Origin of the sequence: Micromonospora sp. WMMD735 (genome assembly GCF_049178995.1) — a bacterium.
Lineage (GTDB): Bacteria > Actinomycetota > Actinomycetes > Mycobacteriales > Micromonosporaceae > Micromonospora > Micromonospora wenchangensis.
The window spans coordinates 6,500,464-6,522,920 of the sequence record NZ_JBMHMJ010000002.1 but is presented as its reverse complement, the minus strand read 5'-3'; the positions used below and the strand labels follow the sequence as shown (position 1 = coordinate 6,522,920).

Annotated in this window: 21 protein-coding genes, 3 tRNA genes and 1 pseudogene; 8 read left to right on the top strand and 17 right to left on the bottom strand. The window is 74.0% G+C overall.

The genetic code is table 11. The features are described from left to right. Positions 1–39: 39 nt before the first annotated feature. On the bottom strand, positions 40–270 hold the full coding sequence (locus tag ACN268_RS28590) for a hypothetical protein (protein ID WP_421487020.1): 231 nt from the start codon (positions 268–270) through the stop codon (positions 40–42). 253 nt (positions 271–523) lie between these two features. On the opposite strand from ACN268_RS28590, the gene ACN268_RS28585 reads away from it, so the two are divergent. After that, positions 524–1,369 carry a helix-turn-helix domain-containing protein gene (locus ACN268_RS28585; protein ID WP_421486079.1) on the top strand — a complete coding sequence of 282 codons (846 nt, stop codon included), beginning with the start codon at positions 524–526 and terminating at the stop codon, positions 1,367–1,369. 7 nt (positions 1,370–1,376) lie between these two features. After that, a complete protein-coding gene (locus ACN268_RS28580) occupies positions 1,377–1,577 on the top strand; it encodes a DUF397 domain-containing protein (RefSeq protein ID WP_363652373.1) in 201 nt (66 codons plus the stop codon). Between the two features lie 65 nt (positions 1,578–1,642). Here ACN268_RS28580 and ACN268_RS28575 read toward each other — a convergent pair whose 3' ends face one another. The 5 genes from ACN268_RS28575 to ACN268_RS28555 all read right to left on the bottom strand — a co-directional run bounded on the left by ACN268_RS28575 (position 1,643) and on the right by ACN268_RS28555 (position 6,812). Next, on the bottom strand, positions 1,643–2,698 hold the full coding sequence (locus ACN268_RS28575; RefSeq protein ID WP_421486077.1) for an ROK family protein: 1,056 nt from the start codon (positions 2,696–2,698) through the stop codon (positions 1,643–1,645). Between the two features lie 231 nt (positions 2,699–2,929). After that, positions 2,930–3,721 (bottom strand): putative protein N(5)-glutamine methyltransferase, encoded by a 792-nt coding sequence (locus ACN268_RS28570; protein ID WP_421486075.1) that lies wholly within the window; start codon positions 3,719–3,721, stop codon positions 2,930–2,932. Between the two features lie 157 nt (positions 3,722–3,878). After that, positions 3,879–5,042, bottom strand: a complete 1,164-nt coding sequence (locus ACN268_RS28565; RefSeq protein ID WP_421486074.1) for a cystathionine gamma-lyase — start codon at positions 5,040–5,042, stop codon at positions 3,879–3,881. After that, a complete protein-coding gene (locus tag ACN268_RS28560) occupies positions 5,039–6,046 on the bottom strand; it encodes an NAD(P)H-dependent glycerol-3-phosphate dehydrogenase (protein WP_421486072.1) in 1,008 nt (335 codons plus the stop codon). The genes ACN268_RS28565 and ACN268_RS28560 overlap by 4 nt, the downstream gene beginning before the upstream one ends. Positions 6,047–6,086: 40 nt before the next feature. Then, positions 6,087–6,812 carry a lysophospholipid acyltransferase family protein gene (locus tag ACN268_RS28555; protein WP_421486071.1) on the bottom strand — a complete coding sequence of 242 codons (726 nt, stop codon included), beginning with the start codon at positions 6,810–6,812 and terminating at the stop codon, positions 6,087–6,089. Between the two features lie 128 nt (positions 6,813–6,940). On the opposite strand from ACN268_RS28555, the pseudogene cofC reads away from it, so the two are divergent. From cofC to ACN268_RS28540, 3 genes and pseudogenes are all read left to right on the top strand, one after another. Then, positions 6,941–7,591 (top strand): annotated as a pseudogene (gene cofC / locus ACN268_RS28550) (2-phospho-L-lactate guanylyltransferase); the annotation flags it as partial. 288 nt (positions 7,592–7,879) lie between these two features. Beyond that, positions 7,880–10,201, top strand: a complete 2,322-nt coding sequence (locus tag ACN268_RS28545; protein ID WP_421486070.1) for an RNA degradosome polyphosphate kinase — start codon at positions 7,880–7,882, stop codon at positions 10,199–10,201. 49 nt (positions 10,202–10,250) lie between these two features. Further along, entirely contained in the window at positions 10,251–11,135 is an 885-nt protein-coding gene (locus tag ACN268_RS28540) for an NUDIX hydrolase (RefSeq protein ID WP_421486069.1), read from the top strand. 55 nt (positions 11,136–11,190) lie between these two features. Here ACN268_RS28540 and ACN268_RS28535 read toward each other — a convergent pair whose 3' ends face one another. From ACN268_RS28535 to leuC, 3 genes are all read right to left on the bottom strand, one after another. After that, positions 11,191–11,934, bottom strand: a complete 744-nt coding sequence (locus tag ACN268_RS28535) for an HU family DNA-binding protein (protein ID WP_421487019.1) — start codon at positions 11,932–11,934, stop codon at positions 11,191–11,193. A 172-nt stretch (positions 11,935–12,106) separates the two neighbouring features. Next, positions 12,107–12,694 carry a 3-isopropylmalate dehydratase small subunit gene (leuD, locus tag ACN268_RS28530; protein ID WP_421486067.1) on the bottom strand — a complete coding sequence of 196 codons (588 nt, stop codon included), beginning with the start codon at positions 12,692–12,694 and terminating at the stop codon, positions 12,107–12,109. 15 nt (positions 12,695–12,709) lie between these two features. Beyond that, positions 12,710–14,152: a 3-isopropylmalate dehydratase large subunit gene (leuC, locus tag ACN268_RS28525; RefSeq protein ID WP_204923765.1), complete on the bottom strand. Its 1,443-nt coding sequence runs from the start codon at positions 14,150–14,152 to the stop codon at positions 12,710–12,712. 49 nt (positions 14,153–14,201) lie between these two features. Here leuC and ACN268_RS28520 point away from each other — a divergent pair, with 49 nt between their 5' ends. Further along, positions 14,202–14,888: an IclR family transcriptional regulator gene (locus ACN268_RS28520; protein ID WP_088646078.1), complete on the top strand. Its 687-nt coding sequence runs from the start codon at positions 14,202–14,204 to the stop codon at positions 14,886–14,888. Positions 14,889–15,249: 361 nt separating this feature from the next. Here the strand turns inward: ACN268_RS28520 and ACN268_RS28515 are convergent. The 4 genes from ACN268_RS28515 to ACN268_RS28500 all read right to left on the bottom strand — a co-directional run bounded on the left by ACN268_RS28515 (position 15,250) and on the right by ACN268_RS28500 (position 16,920). Then, positions 15,250–15,325, bottom strand: a tRNA-Glu gene (locus tag ACN268_RS28515). A gap of 399 nt (positions 15,326–15,724) precedes the next feature. Further along, positions 15,725–15,797, bottom strand: a tRNA-Glu gene (locus tag ACN268_RS28510). Positions 15,798–15,937: 140 nt separating this feature from the next. Next, positions 15,938–16,009: transfer RNA gene (locus ACN268_RS28505), tRNA-Gln, on the bottom strand. Between the two features lie 107 nt (positions 16,010–16,116). Then, positions 16,117–16,920, bottom strand: a complete 804-nt coding sequence (locus ACN268_RS28500; RefSeq protein ID WP_363652387.1) for a fumarylacetoacetate hydrolase family protein — start codon at positions 16,918–16,920, stop codon at positions 16,117–16,119. A gap of 153 nt (positions 16,921–17,073) precedes the next feature. Between ACN268_RS28500 and ACN268_RS28495 the strand changes: the two genes are divergently transcribed. Together ACN268_RS28495 and ACN268_RS28490 are read left to right on the top strand one after the other, a co-directional pair. Then, positions 17,074–18,648 (top strand): hypothetical protein, encoded by a 1,575-nt coding sequence (locus ACN268_RS28495; protein WP_421486066.1) that lies wholly within the window; start codon positions 17,074–17,076, stop codon positions 18,646–18,648. Positions 18,649–18,681: 33 nt separating this feature from the next. Then, positions 18,682–19,566 carry a 3-methyladenine DNA glycosylase gene (locus tag ACN268_RS28490; RefSeq protein WP_421486064.1) on the top strand — a complete coding sequence of 295 codons (885 nt, stop codon included), beginning with the start codon at positions 18,682–18,684 and terminating at the stop codon, positions 19,564–19,566. A gap of 42 nt (positions 19,567–19,608) precedes the next feature. Here ACN268_RS28490 and ACN268_RS28485 read toward each other — a convergent pair whose 3' ends face one another. From ACN268_RS28485 to arfB, 4 genes are all read right to left on the bottom strand, one after another. After that, positions 19,609–20,781: a cellulose binding domain-containing protein gene (locus tag ACN268_RS28485; protein WP_421486063.1), complete on the bottom strand. Its 1,173-nt coding sequence runs from the start codon at positions 20,779–20,781 to the stop codon at positions 19,609–19,611. A gap of 132 nt (positions 20,782–20,913) precedes the next feature. After that, positions 20,914–21,492 (bottom strand): GNAT family N-acetyltransferase, encoded by a 579-nt coding sequence (locus tag ACN268_RS28480; RefSeq protein ID WP_421486061.1) that lies wholly within the window; start codon positions 21,490–21,492, stop codon positions 20,914–20,916. Between the two features lie 7 nt (positions 21,493–21,499). Further along, a complete protein-coding gene (locus ACN268_RS28475) occupies positions 21,500–21,916 on the bottom strand; it encodes a DUF4180 domain-containing protein (RefSeq protein WP_421486060.1) in 417 nt (138 codons plus the stop codon). A gap of 110 nt (positions 21,917–22,026) precedes the next feature. Continuing rightward, on the bottom strand, positions 22,027–22,452 hold the full coding sequence (gene arfB, locus ACN268_RS28470; RefSeq protein ID WP_421486059.1) for an alternative ribosome rescue aminoacyl-tRNA hydrolase ArfB: 426 nt from the start codon (positions 22,450–22,452) through the stop codon (positions 22,027–22,029). Positions 22,453–22,457: the final 5 nt, after the last annotated feature.

Below are 22,457 nucleotides of genomic sequence, written 5' to 3'. Positions count from 1 at the left end.
CTCGCAAACGGTCATCCGACCCGATACGGTACGTGACGATCAGGGTCGGTGGGGGTGGTTGCCGCGCCCCCGCCCGACCGCGATCACCTTCACCCGCTGCCGCCCGGCCCGGACCATGCCCAGGGCCATGAACGCCCCGGCTATCCGGTCGGCGGCCTCCCGGCTGCTGGCGCCGACCACCTGCCGCCGACGCTCGGGCCGGGCCCGCTCGTCGCGGGTGGACGTCTCCACCGGCCGGACGTCACTGAGCACCACCAGGAACCGCGTCATCGCCGTCACCAGACCCCTCACTGCTGGAAGTCCTTTCTTGACGCATGCGGCGGCGGCACGTGGCGATCGGGAACGGGGGAGTAAACCCGATCGCCACGCGCCTCATCCCCTCCGGTCACTCACCATCGCCGTCGCCACGACAACCGTTGGTGAGGACTCCGTTACAGATTGACAGGTGCACAGGCGTGAATGCAACTCTCATCGCCTCTTCTCTCATGCACGTCTTCCCATAGACCTGTGTCACCATCGATGCATGGCACCGAAGACCGCCCGTGCTCGCCGCCTCGGCATCGCCCTGCGCGCCCACCGGGAGGCGGCCGGCCTCACCCTGGAGGCCGCCGCCGACGAGATCAACAGCACCCGCAGCACGCTCAGCCGCTACGAGAACGCGCAGACGCTGGTCAGCCCGGCCACCGTCCGCGCGCTGCTCAGCCTCTACGGGGTCAGGCCGGACGAGATCGCCGCGGCGGTCCAACTGGCCAAGGACACCCGCAAGCCCGGCTGGTGGGTGCCCTACTCACACCTGCTCGACAAGCGCACCATCGACTTCATCGCGCTGGAGGCCGAGGCCACCGCGATCGCCAACTTCGAACCGTCCATCGTCCCGGGTCTGCTCCAGACCGCCGACTACATCCGGGGGGTGATGCGGGGCGGGCCGCACACCCTCACCGACGAGCAGGTCGAGCAGCGGGTCAAGCTCCGGCTGGACCGGCAACAGCGGATCACCGCCGCCGAACCGCCGATCTTCGACGCGATCATCGACGAGGGTGCGCTGCTGCGCCCGGTGGGCGACCGGACGGTGATGCATGCGCAGCTCAGCCACCTGCTCAAGACCTCGGAGCTGCCGAACGTCACCGTCCAGGTGATCCCGCTCGCCGCCGGATACCACCGGGGCACCCGGGGCTCGCTGCACATCCTGGAGTTCGCCGACCCGGAGGACCCGCTGATCGCCTCGGTGGAGACGGTAGCCGGTCAGATGGTCCTGGACCGGCCGGGCGACCTGCGTACCTGCACCAAGATCATGGAACACCTGCGGACCGTCGCGCTCAGCCCGGCCGACAGCCGCGACCAGCTCGTGCAACTGATGAAGGGACGGTAGGAGACCGATGACACCGACGATCGGCGGGGCCCTGTCCGGGGCCGCCTGGCGCAAGAGCAGCCACAGCGGGGACGAGGGTGCCTGCGTCGAGCTGGCGTCGCTGCCGGGCCGGGTCGCGATCCGCGACTCCAAGGACCCGGGCGGACCGGTGCTGCTCTTCCCGCCCGCCGCCTGGTCCGCCTTCGCCACCGCCCCGCCGCGCCGCTGACCACCCCGGCCCCGCCCCGCACCCGTTACGACGGGGTGCGGGGCGGGGCCGGGCGCGTCGGCGGGTCAGTCGACCCGGGCGTCGGCGGGTGGGGTCGCGGCGGGCCGGACCGCCTCGGCGGCGGCGATGGCCACCCCCCGCGCGCCGGCCATGTCCCGGTCCGGCACCAGCGCGAACGTCGCCAGGGCGGCCTGCTCCTCCCGCAGCACGGTGTGCGCGCGGACGGCGTCGAGGAACCAGTCCCGGAACTCCGGTGCCGCCTCCACCACCCCACCACCGACGAAGTACGCGTGCGGATCGGTGAAGTTGGCCGCGATGGTGAACAACCGGCCGAGCGCCGCCGCCTGCTGGGCGAAGACCTCCCGGGCCAGCGCGTCGCCCCGCTCGGCGTACCCGCGCAGCAGGGTGGCGGCCCGCTCGGGCGGCTCCTGCGCCAGCGGGTGCCCCGGATACCGGGACAGCCAGTACGGCAACAGGTTGCGCCGGATCGCGGTCAGCGAGGCGACGCTCTCCGCGTCCCCGGTGAAACCGCAGGCGCAGCGCGGTTCGGGCTGGTCGGGGGCGAGCAGCCCGGCCAGCGGGATGTGCACGTGACCGAACTCGCCGGCCATCCCGGCCGCCCCGGTGACCACCCGGCCGTCGACCACCACCGCCCCGCCGAGACCGGTGCCGACGATCGCCGCCACCGACGACCGGGTCGCCGCGTCGGCTCCGAAGTGGACGTGGTGGGCGTAGAGCGCGGCGGCGTTGCCGTCATTGTGGTAGATCACCGGCAGCCCGAGCCGCCGCTCCAACGCGCCGCGTACGTCGAAGCCGTGCCAGGCCGGCTGGGCGAAGTTCGTCGAGCCCCGCGACGAGATGACGCCTGTCGCGCTGGCCGGGCCCGGGGTGTCCAACCCGACCGCCCGGACCAGCCCCCGGGGCACCCCGGTGTGGGCCAGCACCCCGTCGAACGCGCCGGCCAGCGCCTCGATGGCCGCCTGCGGGCCGGCGGTCACCTCGCTGGGGGTCTCCACCAGCCCGTCGACCAGGAACCGGCCGTCCAGGCGCAGCACCGTGGCGTTGTTGCTGGTGCCACCGTTGTCGAGGCCGACCACCACCGGCACGTCCACGCTGACCATCCGCCACCTCCGACCGGGCCTGCTGCGAGGTTAGTTCCCGTTCCCACCGCCCGTCACGCCCCACGTGCGGCAATCCCGCCAGGCACCCGACCGGAGAGCGACCGGCCCCGCGCCAGGACGACCGGCCCGACGGCCCCGGACCCGTCCGGCGGCCCCGGACCCGCCCGGCGGCACGGGGGCCGGCCCGGTGACGCGGCATCCGCGCCGACGGCCCGGGGCCGGCCCGGCGGCTCACTCCGGCCGGCGGGCCAGGACGCCTGTCGCGTCCCACCGGTCGGCGTGCAGGACCCTCGGCAGCAGCCCCAGGCCGGTCATCGCCGCACAGAGCGCCCCGGCCTGCCCGGCGCTGACCTCCACCACCAGGTGCCCGCCGGGCCGCAGCCAGCCGACCGCACCGGCGGCGACCCGGCGCAGCACGGCCAACCCGTCGACGCCGCCGTCCAACGCCACCGCCGCCTCGTGCAGCCGGGCCTCCGCCGGCATCAGCGCCACCGCCGGGGTGGGCACGTACGGGGCGTTGGCGACCACCACGTCCAGCCGGCCCCGCCAGCGCGCCGGCAGCGGGTCGTACAGGTCGCCCTGCACGACGGTGACGTCCCGACCGGCCAGGTTGCGGCGGGCGCAGGCCACGGCGGCCGGGTCGACGTCGACGGCGGCGAGCCAGCGCGGGGCGAGCCGGTCGACGAGCGCGACGCTGATCGCCCCCGACCCGCAGCACAGGTCGACCAGCGCCGGGGCCGGCCCGGCCACCGACGCGGCGGCCTCCACCAGCAGCGCGGTCCGGGCCCGGGGAACGAACACCCCCGGGTCGACGGCGACCCGACGGCCGCAGAACTCGGCCCAGCCGAGCAGGTGTTCCAACGGTTCGCCGGCGATCCGCCGGTCGGTGAGGGCGGCGAGCGCCTGCGGCGAGTCGGCGGCGGCGGTGAGCAGCGCGGCCTCGTCCTCGGCGTAGACGCAGCCGGCGGCGCGCAGCCGGGCGACGAGAGCGGCGGGGTCGTGGGGAAACGGATCGGATGCCATGGTGATGCCTTCCGGGAGCGCACGTCGGCGCTCCCACCGTCGCTACCGCGGCGACGGGACTCCGTTGCCGCAGCGACGGGACTCGACGGGGAGCGCCGGTCCTGACGTCTGGTGGATCGGACTCACCTCCTCCGGTCGGGGCCCGGGTGGGCCGGCATCACGATAGCGGACCGGCCGCCCCCGCGCCGTCCAGTGCGGCGGTCACGTCGGCGACCAGGTCGGCGGTGTCCTCCACCCCGCAGGAGAGCCGGACGAACCCGGGGGCGGTGTCGTCGCCCCACTGCGCCCGCCGGTCGGCGCTGGTGTGCAGGCCGCCGAACGAGGTCGCGGCGGCGACCAGCCGGGACGCGGCGACGAACCGGGCCACCCGGTCGGCGTCGCCGAGGTCGAACGAGAGCACTCCCGGCATCCGGCGCAGCTGCCGCGACGCCACCGGGTACGCCGGGTCCTCCGGACGCCCCGGCCACCGCAGCCCGGTCACGTCGGGCCGGCCGGCGAGCAGCTCGACCAGCGCCGCCGCGTTGGCGGACTGCCGGGCCAGCCGCAGGTCCAGGGTGGCCAGCGAGCGGTGGGCCAGCCAGGCGTCGAACGCCCCGGGCACCGCGCCGGTGGTGGTGCGCCACCCGGTCACCGTCTCCAGCAGCTCCGCCGACCGGGCCGCCACGTAGCCGAGCAGCAGATCGGAGTGGCCGGTCAACGCCTTGGTGCCGGAGGCGACCACCAGGTCCGCACCGAGGTCCAGCGGACGCTGCCCCAGCGGGGTGGCGGTGGTGTTGTCCACCGCCACCAGCGCGCCGGCCGCGTGCGCCGCGTCGGCCACGGCGGCGATGTCGGCCACGTCCAGGCCCGGGTTCGCCGGGGTCTCCAGCAGCACCAGCCGTACGTCGTCGAACGACGGGTACGGCCCGGCGGTGGGCACGAAGCCGACCCGTACCCCCATCCCGGCGAGGGTGGCGGTGGCGAACGCCCGGACCGGGAAGTAGCCGTCGGCGGGCAGCAGCACGGTGTCGCCGGGGCGCAGCACGGCCAGCAGCAGCCCGGTGATGGCGGCCTGTCCGGAGGCGAAGACCCGGCAGTCGCCGCCCTCCAGCTCACCGATGGCCGCCTCCAGCAGCCGCCGGGTCGGATTGTCCGGGCGGCCGTAGCCGTTCGGTGTCGCGGCCGGCCCCTGCCACGGATCGAGGTGGTACGGCGCGGCGAAGACCGGACCGGGCAGGAACGGCTGCCCCGGCTCCGGCTCGGGCAGCCCGGCGTGCACGCACCGGGTGCCGTCGTGCCAGTGCGTCGCCGGGTCGACGGGGCCGGTCGGCGGGCCGCTCACTCGTACGACTCCGGCTTGGCGGTCCGGCTCATCAGGGTGTCTACCGCGAGCCTCGGGTCCATCCCCTCGTGGCAGATCCGCTCGATCTGCTCGGTGATCGGCATCTCCACCCCGTGCGCGCGGGCCAGGTCCCGGATGGCCAGGCAGCTCTTGACCCCCTCGGCGGTCTGCCGGGTGGCCGCCTGCGCCTGCTCCAGCGTCTCCCCCCGACCCAGGTGCTCGCCGAAGGTGCGGTTGCGGGCCAGCGGCGACGAGCAGGAGGCCACCAGGTCACCCATCCCGGCCAGACCGGCGAAGGTGATCGGGTCGGCCCCGAGCGCCACCCCGAGCCGGGCGGTCTCGGCCAGCCCCCGGGTCATCAGCATGGCCCGGGTGTTGTCGCCGAATCCCATCGCGGTGGCGATCCCGTACGACAGGGCGATCACGTTCTTGACCGCCCCGCCCAGCTCGCAGCCGATCACGTCGTCGTTGGTGTACGGCCGGAAGTACGGGGTGCGGATCGACTGCTGCACCAGCTCGGTGCGGCGGGCGTCGGTGCCGGCGACCACCGTCGCGGCCGGCTGCTCGACGGCGATCTCGGGGGCCAGGTTGGGGCCGGAGACCACCACCACCCGGTCCGGGGTGACCCGGGCGGTCTCCACGATCACCTCGCTCATCCGCCGGGTGGTACCCAGCTCGATCCCCTTCATCAGGGAGACGAGGGTGGCGTCCGGGGCGAGGTGGCCGGCCCACTCGGCGAGGTTGCCGCGCAGCGTCTGCGACGGCACCGACAGCACCACCAGCTCCGCGCCGGAGATCGCCTTGGCCGCGTCGCCGGTCGCGGTGACCCGGTCGGGTAGCCGCAGCTCCGGCAGGTAGTCGGGGTTACGCCGGTGGCTGCGGATCGCCTCGACGACCTGCTCCCGCCGGGCGAGGATGGTCACCTCCCGACCGGCGTCGGCGAGGATCTTGGCGAACGCCGTCCCCCAGGAACCGGCCCCCAGCACCGCCACGTGCCCGCTCACGCCACCCCTGCCCCTGCGTCGCGCCGGTCGATCCACTCGCTCATTCGGTCCCCTCGGGAGTACGCGGACGGACGGGACGTTCCCACAGCGGCGGCGGTGTGTCACCCCGGACCCCGGCGAGCAGGTCCCGCAGGGTCAGCATGATCTGGTCGGTCATCTCCTCCAGCACCACCCGGCTGGGGGTGGCCCCCGCCCAGCGACCGAGGTCGACCGGCGGGCCGGCCAGCACCGTCACCGGGGTCCGGGGCCGCAGGCCCACCCGGCTGGTCCGCGGGTCGAAGAGCCGTTCCGGCCCCCACATCACCACCGGGACCACCGGCGCGCCGGTGGCCAGGGCCAGCCGGGCCGCCCCGGTCTTGCCCCTCATCGGCCACAGGTCCGGCTCCCGGGTGATGGTGCCCTCCGGATAGATCACCACCGCTCCCCCGGCGTCCAGCGCGGCGACCAGCCGGTCCAGCGACTTGACCGCGGTGGCGGTCTCCCGTTCCACCGGGATCTGCCGGCAGCGGTGCAGGATGTAGCCGACCACCGGCACCCGGAACACGCTGGCCTTGCCGAGGAACTGCGGCCACCGCCCGGCCTCGTAGATGAAGTGGGCGCAGACCAGCGGGTCGGCGTGCGAGATGTGGTTGGGCACGATGATGACGCCCCCGGGGCGGCGCAGCTGTTCGATCCCGTGCCAGGTGCGCCGGGTCCAGGCCAGCATCACGGGCTTGACCAGCGCCACGGCGAACCGTCGCCAGAAACCCAGCCTGCGCCGTGCCACCGTGCCTCCTCGTCACCCCACCCGCGTGCCGCACCCCCACCGTTGCGTGCCCGCAGCGGAAATCATGCCTGCTCGTCCCGGGTACGGCCAGTGCGGGTACCGCCGCCGTCGCTGGCAGGATTGTCGACGTGGGCCAGGCGAGGTGGGTGGCGGTGGTGCCGGTGAAGCGGCTCCACGCGGCGAAGAGCCGGTTGCGGGGGGCGCTGCCGGCCGTACCGCACGAGGAGCTGGCGCTGGCGCTGGCGGCCGACACGGTCGGCGCGGTGCTGGCCTGCCCGGCGGTGGCCGAGGTGCTGGTGGTCACCGCCGACCCGCGGGTGGCCGCGACGGTCGGCGCGGCCGGCGCGCGGGTGGTGCCGGACCACCCGGACGCCGGGTTGAACGCCGCCCTGCGCCACGGTGTGCAGGCGGCGGCCGACGACGGCCGGAGCTGGCTGGCCGCCCTCACCGCCGACCTGCCGGCGCTGCGCCCGGCCGAACTGGCCGCCGCACTGCACGCGGTCGGCACCGGCCCGACGGGGGTACGCCGGTTCGTGGCCGACGCCCCCGGTACCGGGACCGTGCTGCTCACCACGCCTCCCGGGGTGCCGCTCGCGCCCCGGTTCGGGGTCGGCTCGGCGGCGGCGCACCTGGCCTCCGGGGCGGTGCCGCTGCCCGGTGTCTGGCCGAGCCTGCGCCGCGACGTGGACACCGCCGCCGACCTGGCCGACGCGGCCCGGCTCGGTCTCGGCCCGGCGACCGGCGCGCTCACCGGTGTCGGCCCGGCGGCCCCCGGCCGGCGGCCCCGCGCCGACCGGCCGGTGTACGGTGCTGGCATGCAGGGCACCGTGGCGACCTTCGACGCGCAGAGCCGCACCGGCGTGCTGCTGCTCGACGACGGCACCGAGCTGCCCTTCCCGGCCTGCGCCTTCGACGCCTCCGGGCTGCGGCTGCTCCGCCTCGGCCAGCGGTTGACGGTGCACACCGATCCGGACGGCGGGGTCGTCCGGGTGACGTTGCCGACGATGGTCTGAACAACGCGGCCCAAGTTCATTTTGCGTTAACCGTAATCGGGTGATTATGAGCGGGTGAGCACCCCTCGCGAGCACCCCACCAGCCCGTCCGCCGCCACCGACCCGACCCGCAACGGCACCCGTCGTCGCAGCGGTTCCCGCACCCGCCGCGCCCCGGAGGAGGTCTCCGCCACGGCCCCCGACTCCCCCGGCGCCAGTGCCGCCGGGGCCTCCGCCGGCCTGGACGAGGTGCTCGACACCGACGACCGCCCCGCCGCCGACGTCCCGGCCGCCGGCGAGGGGTCGACGGGCGACGGGCAGCCCGCCGTCGCGCCGCTGCCGGCGGACCGGTTCCTCAACCGGGAGCTGTCCTGGCTCGACTTCAACGGCCGGGTGCTGGCCCTGGCCGAGGACCCGCGCACGCCGCTGCTGGAACGGGCCAAGTTCCTGGCCATCTTCGCCAGCAACCTCGACGAGTTCTACATGGTGCGGGTGGCCGGGCTCAAGCGCCGGCTCTCCGCCGGCCTGCCGGTACGCGGCGGGGACCGGCTGCCGCTGCGCACCCAGCTGGAGCGGATCACCGAGTGCGCCGCCGGGCTGGTCGCCCGGCAGGCCGCCTGCTTCGTCGACGACCTGCTGCCGCAGCTCGCCCGGGAGGACATCCGGATCATCCGCTGGGCGGAGCTGGACGACCCGGAGCGGGAGCGGCTGCGCACCTACTTCCGGGAACACATCTTCCCGGTGCTCACCCCGCTCGCGGTGGACCCGGCGCACCCGTTCCCGTACATCTCCGGGCGGTCGCTGAACCTGGCCGTGGCGGTCCGGGACCCCGACGGCGGGTCGGAGCTGTTCGCCCGGGTCAAGGTGCCCAACAACGTGCCCCGCTTCGTCCGGGTGGGCCGGGACCAGCCGGGGCTGCGGATGCTGCCCGTGGAGGACCTCATCTCGGTGCACCTGGGGCAGCTCTTCTCCGGCATGCAGGTGGTCGAGTGCCACCTGTTCCGGGTCACCCGCAACGCCGAGGTGGAGGTCGACGAGGACCGCGACGAGGACCTGCTCCAGGCCCTCGAACGGGAGCTGGCCCGGCGGCGGTTCGGCCCGCCGGTCCGGCTGGAGGTCGCCGCCTCCATCTCCGACCACATGCTGGAGCTGCTCGTCCGCGAGCTGGACATGGACGACCACGACGTGCTGCGGGTGCCCGGTCTGCTGGACCTGTCGGCACTGTGGCAGCTCTACGGCGAGGCGGACCGCCCCGACCTGAAGGACAAGCCGTTCGTGCCGGCCACCCACCCCCGGCTGGCCGAGGGCGAGGTGCCGCGCAGCGTCTTCGCCACCCTGCGCGACGGCGACGTGCTGGTGCACCACCCGTACCACTCATTCGCCACCAGCGTGCAGCGCTTCGTCGAGCAGGCCGCCGCCGACCCGGACGTGCTGGCCATCAAGCAGACCCTCTACCGCACCAGCGGGGACTCCCCGATCGTCGACGCGCTGGTCGACGCCGCCGCCGCCGGCAAGCAGGTGGTGGTGCTGGTGGAGCTGAAGGCGCGCTTCGACGAGGTGGCGAACATCGGCTGGGCGCGCACCCTGGAACGGGCCGGCTGCCACGTCGTGTACGGCCTGGTCGGGCTCAAGACGCACTGCAAGACCGCCCTGGTGGTACGCCAGGAGGGCAACCAGATCCGCCGGTACTGCCACATCGGCACCGGCAACTACCACCCCAAGACCGCCCGGCTGTACGAGGACTTCGGCGTGCTCACCGCCGACCCGGAGATCGGCGCGGACCTGACCGACCTGTTCAACGTGCTCACCGGCTACAGCCGGCAGACCGCGTACCGGCGGCTGCTGGTGGCCCCGCAGGGCATCCGCAGCGGCCTGGTGGAGCGGATCGAGCGGGAGATCGCACACGTCCGGCTGGGCATGCCGGGGCTGGTGCAGTTCAAGGTGAACTCGCTGGTCGACGAGGAGATCACCGACGCGCTCTACCGGGCGTCGCAGGCCGGGGTGCACGTGGACCTGCTGATCCGGGGCATGTGCACGCTGCGGCCGGGGGTGCCGGGGCTGTCGGAGAACATCCGGGTCCGCTCGATCCTCGGCCGGTTCCTGGAACACTCGCGGATCTTCCGGTTCGGCAACAACGGCGACGCCGAGTTCTGGATGGGGTCGGCCGACCTGATGCACCGCAACCTCGACCGCCGGGTGGAGGCGCTGGTGCAGGTCAGCGACCCGGTCGCCCGCGCCGAGCTGGACCAGGTGATGACCACCGCGATGAGCCCGGACGTGGACGCGTTCGAGCTGGCCGCCGACGGCAGCTGGAGCCGGCGGACCGGCACCCCCGAGGAGCCGCTGCACGACCTGCAGGAGCTGCTGCTGCGCCGGGTGGGCGGTTCCGACGGCTGAGCCGGGCGGGCGGCCGGTACGGGGGATCGCCCGGACGTAGGGTGATCGGATGGTGGACGAGGAGCCGGTCGGCATCCGGGCGGCCGGTGGGGTGGCGTGGCGGCCGACCGACGACGGCGGGGTCGAGGTCTGTCTCGTGCACCGGCCCCGCTACGGCGACTGGTCGCTGCCCAAGGGCAAGCTGGAACGGGGCGAGCATCCGCTGCTGGCCGCCGTCCGGGAGGTGGCCGAGGAGTCCGACGTACAAGCGGTGCCGCAGGTCCGGCTGCCCAGCGTGCGGTACCGCAGCGAGGGCCGTCCCAAGCTTGTCGACTACTGGTCGATGCGGGCCGTGGGCACCGGCGGGTTCCAGCCGGGCACCGAGGTCGACGACGTGTGCTGGCTCGACGTCGACGCGGCGGTCGCCCGGGTGAGCTACCCGCACGACGCGCAGGTGCTGGCCGCGTTCGCCGCCCTGCCCCGGGTCACCGGCACGGTGGCGCTGGTGCGGCACGCGCACGCCGGCAGGCGGGCCACCTGGTCGGGGCCGGACACCGGCCGCCCGTTGGACGCCGAGGGGGTCACCCAGGCGCACGCGTTGGCCCCGCTGGTCGCCCTGGTCCGGCCGGTACGCCTGTTGTCGGCCTCGCCCCGCCGGTGCGTACAGACCCTCGGGCCGGCGGCCGCCGCGCTGGACCTGCCGATCGAGGTGTGCGGCGACTTCGACGAGCCGCAGCCGGGCCAGCAGGTCGACGAGTGCGCGTTGGCCGCCGCCGGCCGGCTGGTCGAGCTGGCCGCCACCGGGCAGCCGGTCGGGGTGTGCAGCCAGGGCAAGGTGATCCCGGGCGCGTTGGCCCGACTGGCGGGACGCGACGACGACTTCGGCACCGCCAAGGGCCGCGGCTGGCTGCTCGCGTTCACCGCCGACGGGCTGCTCGCCGCCGACCGGTTCTGAACACGCGGACGGGCGTCCACCGTGCTGGTGGACGCCCGTCGGGTCGTACCCGGTGTCAGCGCTTGGCTGCGGCCTTGCGGGCCGGCGCCTTCTTGGCCGGTGCCTTCTTCGCGGCGGTCGCCTTGGCGGCCGTGCTCTTGGCCGCGGTGGCCTTCTTGGCCGCCGGGGTGCGGGCGGTGGTCGACTTGGTCGCCGTGGCGGTCTTCTTGGCCGGCGTTGCCTTCTTGGTGGCCGCCTTGGTCGCGGCGGTGGCCTTGGTGGCGCTCGCCGTGGTGGTCTTGCGGGCCGCGGTCGCCGTCGTCTTCTTGGCGGCGGTCGCCTTCGCCCCGGTGGCCTTGGTGCCGGTCGCCTTCGTCCCGGTGGCCTTGGCTGCGGTCGCCTTGGCGCCGGTCGCCTTCGCGCCCGTGGCCTTGGCCCCGGTCGCCTTCGCGGTGGTGGCCTTCGCCCCTGTCGCCTTGGCGCCGGTGGCCTTGGCGGCCGCCGTGCTGGTGGTCTTCTTCGCCGGAGCGGCGGTCTTCGGCACCTTGCCGGTGGCCACCATCTCCTTGAAACCGGCGCCCGGCTTGAAGGCCGGGACGGATGTCTTCTTGACCTTCACCGCCTCACCGGTACGCGGGTTGCGCGCTGTTCGCGCCGCCCGGACACGCTTTTCGAACGATCCGAATCCGGTGATCGCCACTTTGTCGCCCTTGGTGACCGCCGCCTGGACCTCGGCGAGGACCGCGTCGAGCGCCGCCGTCGCCGACTTCCGGTCCCCCAGGCGAGCGGCGAGCGCCTCGATGAGCTCGGCCTTGTTCACGACTTCCTCCCGATTGTGCAACTGACTCGACGCGAGCCATTCTGCGCGCACCGTATGCCCTGTGCTGCCTGGACACAAACATTCGGTGGAAAAAAGCCCTTGTGTCGTAACGGATTCGCCCCCACCGGATGAACCGGTGGGGGCGAAAACGGTGCCGTGGCCCGGCGTACGGCTAGACCACGGCGGGGGTGAACGACGGTCGGCCGGCCTCGTACGCCTCAATGTCGGCGACGTGCCGCAGGGTGAGTCCAATGTCGTCGAGGCCCTCCATCAGCCGCCAGCGGCTGTGGTCGTCGAGCGGGAACGACCAGGTGGAATCCCCGACGCGGACCTCTCGGGTGGTCAGGTCGACCGTCACCGCGGTGGTCGGATCGGCCTCCACCAGGTCCCAGATCTGCTCGACCGCGGTCAGTTCCAATTCGACCGGGAGGAGCCCTTCCTTGAGCGCGTTGCCCCGGAAGATGTCGCCGAACCGGGGCGAGATGACCGCCTGGAAACCCCCGTCGCGCAGCGCCCACACAGCGTGCTCCCGGGATGACCCGGTGCCGAACTCCGGCCCCGCCACGAGGATGGTGGCCCCGGAATACGCCGGGTTGTTGAGCACGAATGCGGGATCGTCGCGCCAGGCCCGGAAGAGTCCGTCGGCGAAGCCGGTACGGGTCACCCGCTTGAGGTACACGGCCGGGATGATCTGATCGGTATCCACATTGGAACGGCGCAGCGGTGCCGCGGTCCCGGTGTGGGTGGTGAACTTGTCCATCTCTCGGCTGCCCTTCTACAGATCGGCCGGGGCGGCGAGCCGGCCGGTCACGGCGGTGGCGGCGGCGACCGGCGGCGACACCAGGTGGGTACGCCCGCCCCGGCCCTGCCGGCCCTCGAAGTTGCGGTTGGAGGTCGAGGCCGAACGCTCGCCCGGCTTCAGCGTGTCCGGGTTCATGCCCAGGCACATCGAGCAGCCGGCGAACCGCCACTCCGCTCCGGCGTCGGCGAAGACCTTGTCCAGGCCCTCCGCCTCGGCGGCCTCCCGTACCGCGGCGGAACCGGGCACCACCAGCATCCGCACCCCGTCGGCGACCCGGTGGCCGCGCAGCACGTCGGCGGCGGCCCGCAGGTCCTCCAGCCGGCCGTTGGTGCAGGAACCGACGAACACCACGTCGACGGCGAGGTCGCGCAGCGGGGTGCCCGGCGTGAGGTCCATGTACTCCAGGGCCCGGCGCGCGGCGGTCCGCTCGGCGTCGGTGGTGAACTCCTCCGGGTCCGGCACGGCCGCGCCGAGCGGGGCGCCCTGGCCGGGGTTGGTGCCCCAGGTGACGAAGGGGGTGATCCGGGAGGCGTCCAGGGTCACCTCGGCGTCGAAGGTCGCGCCGTCGTCGGTGGGCAGCGTCCGCCAGTAGGCCAGCGCCGCGTCCCAGTCGGCCCCGGCCGGCGCGTGCGGCCGGCCCTTCAGGTACGCGAAGGTGGTCTCGTCCGGCGCGATCAGGCCCGCCTTGGCGCCCCACTCGATGGACATGTTGGCCACCGTCATCCGGCCCTCCATCGACAGCGCCCGGATGGCCTCGCCCCGGTACTCCACGATGTGGCCGCGTCCACCGCCGGTGCCCACCTGCGCGATCAGCGCGAGAACCAGGTCCTTGGCGGTGACGCCGGGGCCGAGCTGACCGGTGACGTTGACCGCCATGGTCTTCGGGCGGGCCTGCGGCAGGGTCTGGGTGGCCAGGACGTGTTCGACCTCACTGGTGCCGATGCCGAAGGCCAGCGCGCCGAACGCGCCGTGGGTGGCGGTGTGCGAATCGCCACAGACGATCGTCATGCCGGGCTGGGTGACGCCCAACTGGGGGCCGATCACGTGCACGATGCCCTGGTTCTCGTCGCCCAGGGGGTGCAGCCGCAGGCCGAACTCGGCGCAGTTGCGGCGCAACGTCTCGATCTGGGTACGCGAGGTCGGGTCCGCGATCGTCAGCAGGTCGCCCCGGCGCAGCCGGAACGCGGGATCGTCGTACCCGGTCGGGGTGTTGTGATCCTCGGTCGCGAGCGTGAGATCGGGGCGGCGGACCCGCCGGCCGGCCTGGCGCAGCCCGTCGAACGCCTGCGGGCTGGTCACCTCGTGCAGCAGGTGCAGGTCGATGTAGAGCAGGTCCGGCTCACCCTCGGCGGTCCGTACGACGTGCGCGTCCCAGACCTTCTCGGCCAGGGTCCTCGGTTGAGTGACTCCCACCATCTGGACATCCTAAATTCTGGGAGGTAAATTTCGGCTTGTGGGACACAGTATGAGCGGTGTCGGCGTCCTCGACAAGGCGGTGGTCATCCTGGCCGCCTGTGTCGACGGCGCCAGCCTGGCCGAACTCGTTGAACGCACCAAGCTGCCCCGAGCCACCGCACACCGGCTGGCCCAGGCCCTGGAGATCCACCGGATGCTGGTCCGGGACACCCAGGGGCGATGGCGTCCCGGGCCCCGGCTCGGCGAGCTGGCCAACGCCGCCCCGGACGTCCTGCTGACCGCCGCCGAGCCGCTGCTCGCCGCGCTGCGCGACGCCACCGGGGAGAGCGCCCAACTCTACCTGCGCCGGGCCGACGAACGGGTCTGTGTGGCCGCCGCCGAGCGGGCCAGCGGCCTGCGGGACACCGTGCCGGTCGGCTCGGTGCTACCCATGACGGCGGGCTCTGCGGCGCAGATCCTGCTCGCCTGGGAGCCGCCCGAGGCGGTCATGCCGCTGCTGCCCCGGTCCAAGTTCACCGGCCGCACCCTCGCCGAGGTACGCCGCCGGGGCTGGGCGCAGAGCGTCGCCGAACGGGAGGCCGGTGTGGCGAGCGTCTCCGCCCCGATCCGGGACCGCACCGGCCGGGTGATCGCCTCGATCAGCATCTCCGGCCCGATCGAACGCCTCGGCCGCCGCCCCGGCGAACGGCACGCCATGGCCGTCGTCCGCGCCGGCCAACGCCTCTCCGGCCTCTAACCCACTCCTCCCCCACCCGCCTCACCCCACCCCGTCCCGCCCCGCCCCGCCCCCGCCGCCTCGGCTCGCCTCGGTGATCAAGAAGTTTGCGTCATGTTCAGAGATCAAAGTGACGCAAACCTCTTGATCACGTGACGCAAACCTCTTGATCACCGAGGTGGGACCGCGGGGGCGGGTGAGACCGGGGAGGGTGAGGGCGGCGGGGGCGGGTCGGCGCGGCCAGAGGCGGGTCGGCGCGGCCAGGGGCCAAGGACCAAGGGCCAGGGGCGGGTGTGACCGGCGGGATGGAGGCGCGGGAGAGGGCGGGAAGCGAGGGGAACGGCGATCGGCCCGCCTCGCGGGGCGAGACGGGCCGATCGTGTGGTAGCCCCGACCGGATTCGAACCGGCGCTACCGCCTTGAGAGGGCGGCGTCCTGGGCCACTAGACGACGGGGCCAGGCACATTTTCCTGCTTCACCACCCCGTGGGGCGGTGCGGCATTAGTCTAACGGCACCGGCACCCGACCCCCGAGACGGGGGTCGGCATCCTGGCGGGGTCGGTACCCGGGTGGCGAAACAGCGGTGTCCGAGCGGCCGAGACAGCGCACCATCACCACACGAGCCGGCCCAGCCAACACGAGCCGGCCCAGCCAACACGAGCAGGGCCGACCACACGAACGGGATCAGCCACAGAGCAGGGCCGACCACACGAGCGGGCCCCGCCAGCCGAGGGGGGCCCAGCCACATGAGCCGGGCCAGCCCGAGCGGGCCGGCTGGCGCGCGGGAGGGGGAACGAACTCTCCCCGAGACGCGAAGAAGCCCGTCCCAACGAACGTGGGACGGGCTGTCAGCGTTGTAGCCCCGACCGGATTCGAACCGGCGCTACCGCCTTGAGAGGGCGGCGTCCTGGGCCACTAGACGACGGGGCCAGAACATAGCTTGTGCTTCCCTGCCCTACCCGGGCGGGGAAGCTGCACTCTATCAGAGATCAACTTCGTCCCGATGACGGGACGGAGCCGATCTCCGTCAGAATCCAGCGTCCACGGATTCGGGTGAACCCGCGGTTGCGCTGGGGTACCAGGACTCGAACCTAGACTAACTGAACCAGAATCAGTTGGGCTGCCAATTACCCCATACCCCATTGGCCCCTTGTGGCGCCGGGAAGGAACTTTACCCTCCCCGCGCCAACAGGCCAAATCCAATCCCCCAAACCGCGTGTGAGCTGCGGAAACAGGGGTGTCGTACGGGTCAGGCGACCGGTACCACCGTGTTGGTGAGCTCGCCGATCCCCTCGATCCGTACGGTGACCGTATCCCCGTCCGTGAGCGGACTAACCCCGGCCGGGGTGCCGGTCAGCACCACGTCCCCGGGCAGCAGCGTCATCACGTGCGAGATGTACGACACCAGCGCCGGCACGTCGAAGACCATGTCCTTGGTCCGGCCGAGCTGACGTACCTCCATCTCGTCCGGGTTGCGCCCCACCTCGCAGCGCACCTCCAGGTCGGAGACGTCCAGACCGGTGGTGATCCAGGGGCCGATGGGGCAGAACGAGTCGAAACCCTTGGCCCGGGTCCACTGCGAGTCGGAACGCTGCAGGTCCCGCGCGGTGACGTCGTTGGCGCAGGTGTAGCCGAAGACGGCCTTCGCGGCGGCGGCCCGGTCGGCCCGGCGGGCACCCGGCGCGCCGATCACCACGGCCAACTCGGCCTCGTGCTCCACCTGCCGGGAGAAGATCGGCAGCCGGATCGCGTCCCGGGGGCCGATCACCGAGGTGGACGGCTTGAGGAAGAGCAACGGCTCCTTCGGCACCTCGTTGCCGTGCTCGGCGGCGTGCTCGGCGTAGTTACGCCCCACACAGACCACCTTGCTGGGCAGGATCGGCGACAGTAGCCGCACGTCGGAGAGCGCCCACCGGGCACCGGAGAACTGGATCTGCCCGAACGGGTGGCCCTCGATCTCGGCGACGGTCAGACCCTGCGGCCCGGCCTCCGGTTCGCCCTCGACGACCCCGAACGACATTCCCTTGGCATGAGCGAAACGAGCGATACGCACCCGGCCAATCTATCCCCACGCCCGGCGTCACCAGTCGACCACCGGGACGTCGGCGCAGCGTAGGCCATCGGCCGGCGCGGTGGGCGGGGTTCGCCGCTTCGTACCCGCCCGGAGGGTGCGCGCTCCTAACGTCGGCTCCGGAGGTTCGTTGGTATGCCTGCATCGAGACGACACCACAGGGCCCTCGCGGTTTTCGTGAACTGCCTGGGCATCCTCGCCGCCGTACCGGCGCTGCCCGGTACCGGCCCCGCACCCCACGCCACCCCGGCGGTGACCGCCGCGACGGCAGGGTCCGCCAGCACGGCCGGACCGGGTCGGGCACCGGGGACGGCGGGCCACCCCGGCCCGGCGGAACCGGGCCGGGCACCGACGGGGCCGGGCACCCGGGCCCGACCGGAGGCCACCGCCCGCCCCGCCGTACCGGCCCACCTCGCCGCCTGGGCGACGCCGGTGGTCCCGGCCCGGGAGACCGCACCTGCCCGGCCGGCGCGGGCCGCGCCCGGGGTGGCGGCCAGCGGCGCGGTCGTGCCGGTCACCCCGACCGCGCCGGCCCCCGGCATGACCACCGCCGGCAACCCGGGCGCGCCCCGGCCGGCACCGCAGGTCACCGTGGCCGTGGCACCCGCCGCGACGGGGGTGCCGGGCTACCGGATCATGGTGCGCAACACGGGCGGCTCGACGGTGCAGACGATGGTCCGGCAGGAGCTGCCGGCCGGCACCTCGACCACCGCGGTCAGCGCGGGTGGCCTGGTCACCCAAGCGGGCGGGGCGGGCGCGGGCGGGGAGGTCACCTGGCGGCTCGTCCTGCCGGCCGGGGCGACCCGGACCCTGGACACCGCCCTGGCCGCCGCCGCGCCGGGCCGGGCGCTGACCGCGCCGGCCTGCGCGTACGCCGGTGACGGCGACCAGCCGTACGACTGCGCGACGGCCACCTGGCGCAGCGGGGCGGCCCCGGAGGCGTTCGTGCCCGCGACGCCGGCCTGGCGGCAGCCGCCGATCCTGCTCGGCGCGGCACTGGTGGTGCTGGCCCTGCTGGCCGGCGCGCTCTGGTGGTGGCGGCGGGCCCGGCGACGGGTGGGCGGGATCGAGCCGACCGGCACCGCGCCGGTGGCGGCCGGCTCCCCGCCGTACGCGGGCGGCCCGGCGGCCCCCAGCGGGGGGACGGTGTACCCGCGCCCCGCCGTACCCGGAGAGGTCCGGCGACGCCGCAGCCCGTCGGTGTGGCTGGTGGTGGGGGTGGCCGCGACGGTGCTGGCCGGGGTGGTCTTCGCCGCCGCCTGGACGGCCACCCGCGAGGTCGCCGCCATCGACACCACCAAGCAGCCGACCGCCGGGGCGTGGACGGGCACCACCATGACCGGCCCGGTCGGCACCCCGCTGCGGGAGAAGGCGTTCGAGTTCACCGTCTACCGGGTGGCCTGCGCCACGGCGAGGGTCGCCAGCCAGCAGTGCCAGGCCACGGTCGGGGTGCGCAACGTCACCCCGGAGCAGCAGAGCTGGCACGGTCAGCTCCAGCGCGCGTACCTGCCGGGTGGGAGCTGGGTGAGCACCGACGAGGACGCCACCCGGCTGGCGAACCTGGGGCGCGACGTCTTCGCCCAGCCCGTCTCGGCGGGCAGCCGGGTGGTGCTGCCGCTGGTCTTCACCGTGCACGGCGCGCAGAAGCCGGAGCAGTTGGAGCTGCGCAGCGGGGTGTTCTCCGCCGGGGTCCGGGTGGACGTGCCCTGACCGGGGGCGGGCGGCGGTCGTACCCTGAGGGGTGTGACCGCCGCCCTCGCCCCCGCCGCCCTCGACGCGGTCGACTGGCAGGCCCGGCGGGCGGCCCACGCGGCGCGGGTGGCCACCTGGCTGGACCCGCACCTGGCCCGCCGCCGCACCGGCGGCCGGCATCCGGTGGAGGATTTCCTCTTCACCTACTACTCATACCGCCCGGCGCAGTTGCGTCGTTGGCATCCGGGCGCGGGGGTGCTGCTGCGTGACGCGGACCCGGCCGCGTTCGGCCGCGACTACCGCGCCGACCCCGCCGGGGTCACCCTCGACACCGACCGGGTACGCGGACGCCGTGCCGACTCGATCGGCTGGATCAGAGCGTTGCTGGCCGCGACCGCCGGCCGACCGGCGCACCTGGGCTGCTTCGGCATGCACGAGTGGGCGATGGTCTACCGGCAGACCCAGGAGGAGGTCCGGCACAACGCCTGGCCGCTGCGGCTCAGCCCGGACGACACCGCCGCCGTGGTTCGCGAGCGGGGCGTGCGGTGCAGCCACTTCGACGCGTTCCGGTTCTTCACCGCGCCGGCCCGGCCGCTGAACCTGCTCCAGCCGAGCCGGGAGACCCAGCACGAGCTGGAACAGCCGGGTTGCCTGCACGCCAACATGGACCTCTACAAGTGGGCGTACAAGCTCTCCCCGCTGGTCGCCTCGGAGCTGGTGGCGGACTGTTTCGCGCTGGCCCGGCAGATCCGGACGCTGGACATGCGGGCCAGCCCCTACGACCTGGCCGCCCTCGGTTACCCGCCGGTGCGGGTGGAGACCGCCGAGGGCCGGGCCGAGTACGCGGCGGCGCAGCGCGGCTTCGCCGAGCGGGCCGCCGTGCTGCGCGCTCGCCTGCTGGCCGCACTGGACCGCGCCACTGCGGACGCCGGCTGACCCGGGCGAGGGTCCGGACCGGGACCCGGACCCTCGGGCGGGTCAACTGGCGGTGCAGGTCGCCGTGGGGGCGGTGGCGGTGCCGGTGTGGGTGCCGAGGAACCCGAAGGTGGCCTCGGCCGCCGGGGCGAGCGCCCCGTTCCAGTTCACGTTGCGGGCGGTGACCGCGCTGCCGGTCTGGGTCAGGTCGGCGTTCCAGGTCTGGGTGATCTGCTGTCCGGCGGGCAGGGTGAAGGTGACCCGCCAGCCGGCGGTCCGCGCGGTGCCGGTGCTGCGGACGGTCACCTCGCCCTGGTGCCCGCCCTGCCACTGGTTGGTGATCCGGTAGCTGGCGGTGCACGCCACCCCGGCCGGCGGCGAGGTGGTCGGCGGGTCGACCGTGGGGGACCCGGTGGGCGGGACCGTGGGGCTGACCGTCGGGCTCGGCGGGCCGGTGGGGGTGGGCGGGCCGGTGGGGGTGGGCGAGCCGGTCGGGGTGGACGTGGGGGTGACCCCGCCGAGGGCGGCCACCAGCGCCGGGTACCACCGGTCGGACATCTTCTGGTCGCCGGCCGCGTTGGGGTGCACCCCGTCGTAGGTGTCGGTGGTGGTGCTGAACCCGGTCCACTGGTCGACCACCACGATCGGCGACGCGGCGGTGGTCTTTCCCGCCGCCCAGCCGTCGATCACGGCGTTGAGGGCCACCGCCCGCTGCCCGCACTCGGCGCAGCTCGACGGGGCCATCGGGATGATCTTGGCGACGATGATCCGCATCGTCGGGTTGCTGGCCCGCATCTGGTCCACCAGCTTCGAGTACGCGGTGAGGATGGTGGCCGGGGGGATGTTGCTCCACACGTCGTTGGTGCCGAAGTGCATGAGCACGACGTCGGGGTGGGTCGCGGCGAGCCAGCCGGGCAGCAGGTTCTGGTTGGCGACGTTCGTCACCAGGTAGCCGCCGTGACCCTCGTTGTCCCCGTCGTACGGCTGCCCGCAGCCCTGCGGGCCGAGGGTGCCGACGAAGTCGACGTCGGTGTGGCCGGTGGACTGCAGGCGGTTCCACAGCAGGGAACGCCAGCAGCCGGGCGAGCCGGTGATCGAGTCCCCGAGCGGCATCACGCGGACCGGGGTGGCGGCGGCGGGGTGGGCCGCCGGGGTGGCGACCAGCCCGACGAGCAGGGTGAGGGGGACGGCCGCGAACGCGGCGAGCAGGGCGGAGAGGAACGGCCTTCGGAGCATGGTGAGGGGACTCCTGTCACGTGACGACGTGCGGTCGGTGAAGGCCCGGTTGCTCCCACTGATATCCCACCAGACCGGCCGCCCCGGCTCAACGCCCTCCCGCATCCTGGCGAAGCGCTTCGACACCCCAGGTCAGCGCGTCGGGTGGCCCCGGTGCACGGCCCACTCCGGGGCCAGGATCGACATCACCGTCGCGTCGACCCAGCCGTCGGTGTCCCGCAACACCTGCCGCAGCACGCCCTCGGCGACGAAACCCACCTTCTCGTACGCCCGGCGGGCGCGCGGGTTGAACGCGAACACCTCCAGCGAGACGCGGTGCAGGCCGAGGGTGTCGAAGGCGTACCCGACGACCAGCCGGGTCGCCTCGGTGCCGAGGCCCCGGTCGCGGCCGGCCGCCACGAACAGGGTGCGGAAGTTGCAGGAGGCGTTGTGCCGGTCCCAGTCGTTGAGGACGACCTCGCCGACGCAGTCGCCGGTGGCGTTGTCCACCACCGCCAGGTCGAGCCGGTCGGTCTGCGCGTTGCGGCTGCCGTACCAGGAACGCAGTTGCTGCTCGTCGGGGCCGCCGGGTGGGCTGCCGGTCAGGCGGGCCACCTCCGGGTCTGCCATCGCCGCCCGGAAACAGGCGAGGTCGGCGTCGACGAACGGACGCAACGTCACCCGCTCGCCGGTGATCGTCGGTTTGGCGGCGAAGTCGACGGCGCTGGGCATGGGCCCATCATCGACGGTGGCCGGGGCCGGGCTCCACCGGGTTTGCGCCGCCGGCCCGCGTGCGCAGCCGCTCCTCCAGCTCGGCCGTGGTGTCGACGAACCAGAGCTGGTCGCCCCGGTTGGCCTCGACGACGAAGTCGCGCAGGGCGGTGCTCCGCTCGACGTGCCCCGAGATGTCGCCGACCACGGCCAGCCGCAGCCGGTAGTTGACGAACTTCTGCACCACCGCGCCCGCCACCCCGGTACGCAGCGCGAAGAACTCGACGGCGAGCCGGCGTACCGGAAGCACCACCAGGTCGACCCCGTGGCCCAGCGCCGCGCCGATCACGTCGGTGGCGTCGTCGCCGCCGCAGATCCTCGGCCCGTCGGGGGCACCGGCGAGCGCGGTGACGCCGGCGAGGGTGACCAGGGTGTCGGTGGACATGCCCGCCAGCCTAGGCAGCGCCGGCCCGTCCCGGCCCGGGTTTTCCGCCACCGGCGCACCGCACCGCGTCGACGGTGCCGCCGCCGGGACCCGACCGGCGCGGGCGGCGGTCAGTCGCCGTCGGCGCGACGGTCCCGCTTGCGCTGGGACTGGCGCTTCTTGTCGGCCAGCCGGCGTTCCTTGGCACCCCGGGAGGGGCGGGTGGGACGCCGGGGCGGCGGGGGCGGGGCGACGGCCTCGCGCAACAGGGCGACCAGCCGTTCCCGGGCCGCCTCCCGGTTGGCCAGTTGCGCGCGGTGCTCGCTGGCGGCGATGGTGAGCACCCCGTCGACGAGCCGGCCGGCGATGCGTTCCCGCACCCGCTCGCGCAACGCCGGGGGCAGGCTGGTGGTGCCGGCCACGTCGAAGCTCAGCTCGACCCGGGAGTCGGTGGTGTTCACGCCCTGCCCGCCCGGCCCGGACGACCGCGAGAACCGTTCCCGCAGCTCGGCGGCGGGAACGGTCCACCGGTCGGTCACCCGCAGTCCGTCGTCCATCCGGC

Coding starts and splice junctions, on each gene's coding strand:
- ACN268_RS28590 (WP_421487020.1), bottom strand. CDS start 270: ATGACGCGGTTCCTGGTGGTGCTCAGTGACGTCCGGCCGGTGGAGACG.
- ACN268_RS28585 (WP_421486079.1), top strand. CDS start 524: ATGGCACCGAAGACCGCCCGTGCTCGCCGCCTCGGCATCGCCCTGCGC.
- ACN268_RS28580 (WP_363652373.1), top strand. CDS start 1,377: ATGACACCGACGATCGGCGGGGCCCTGTCCGGGGCCGCCTGGCGCAAG.
- ACN268_RS28575 (WP_421486077.1), bottom strand. CDS start 2,698: ATGGTCAGCGTGGACGTGCCGGTGGTGGTCGGCCTCGACAACGGTGGC.
- ACN268_RS28570 (WP_421486075.1), bottom strand. CDS start 3,721: ATGGCATCCGATCCGTTTCCCCACGACCCCGCCGCTCTCGTCGCCCGG.
- ACN268_RS28540 (WP_421486069.1), top strand. CDS start 10,251: ATGGTGGACGAGGAGCCGGTCGGCATCCGGGCGGCCGGTGGGGTGGCG.
- leuD (WP_421486067.1), bottom strand. CDS start 12,694: ATGGACAAGTTCACCACCCACACCGGGACCGCGGCACCGCTGCGCCGT.
- leuC (WP_204923765.1), bottom strand. CDS start 14,152: ATGGTGGGAGTCACTCAACCGAGGACCCTGGCCGAGAAGGTCTGGGAC.
- ACN268_RS28520 (WP_088646078.1), top strand. CDS start 14,202: ATGAGCGGTGTCGGCGTCCTCGACAAGGCGGTGGTCATCCTGGCCGCC.
- ACN268_RS28495 (WP_421486066.1), top strand. CDS start 17,074: ATGCCTGCATCGAGACGACACCACAGGGCCCTCGCGGTTTTCGTGAAC.
- ACN268_RS28485 (WP_421486063.1), bottom strand. CDS start 20,781: ATGCTCCGAAGGCCGTTCCTCTCCGCCCTGCTCGCCGCGTTCGCGGCC.
- ACN268_RS28480 (WP_421486061.1), bottom strand. CDS start 21,492: ATGCCCAGCGCCGTCGACTTCGCCGCCAAACCGACGATCACCGGCGAG.
- ACN268_RS28475 (WP_421486060.1), bottom strand. CDS start 21,916: ATGTCCACCGACACCCTGGTCACCCTCGCCGGCGTCACCGCGCTCGCC.
- arfB (WP_421486059.1), bottom strand. CDS start 22,452: ATGGACGACGGACTGCGGGTGACCGACCGGTGGACCGTTCCCGCCGCC.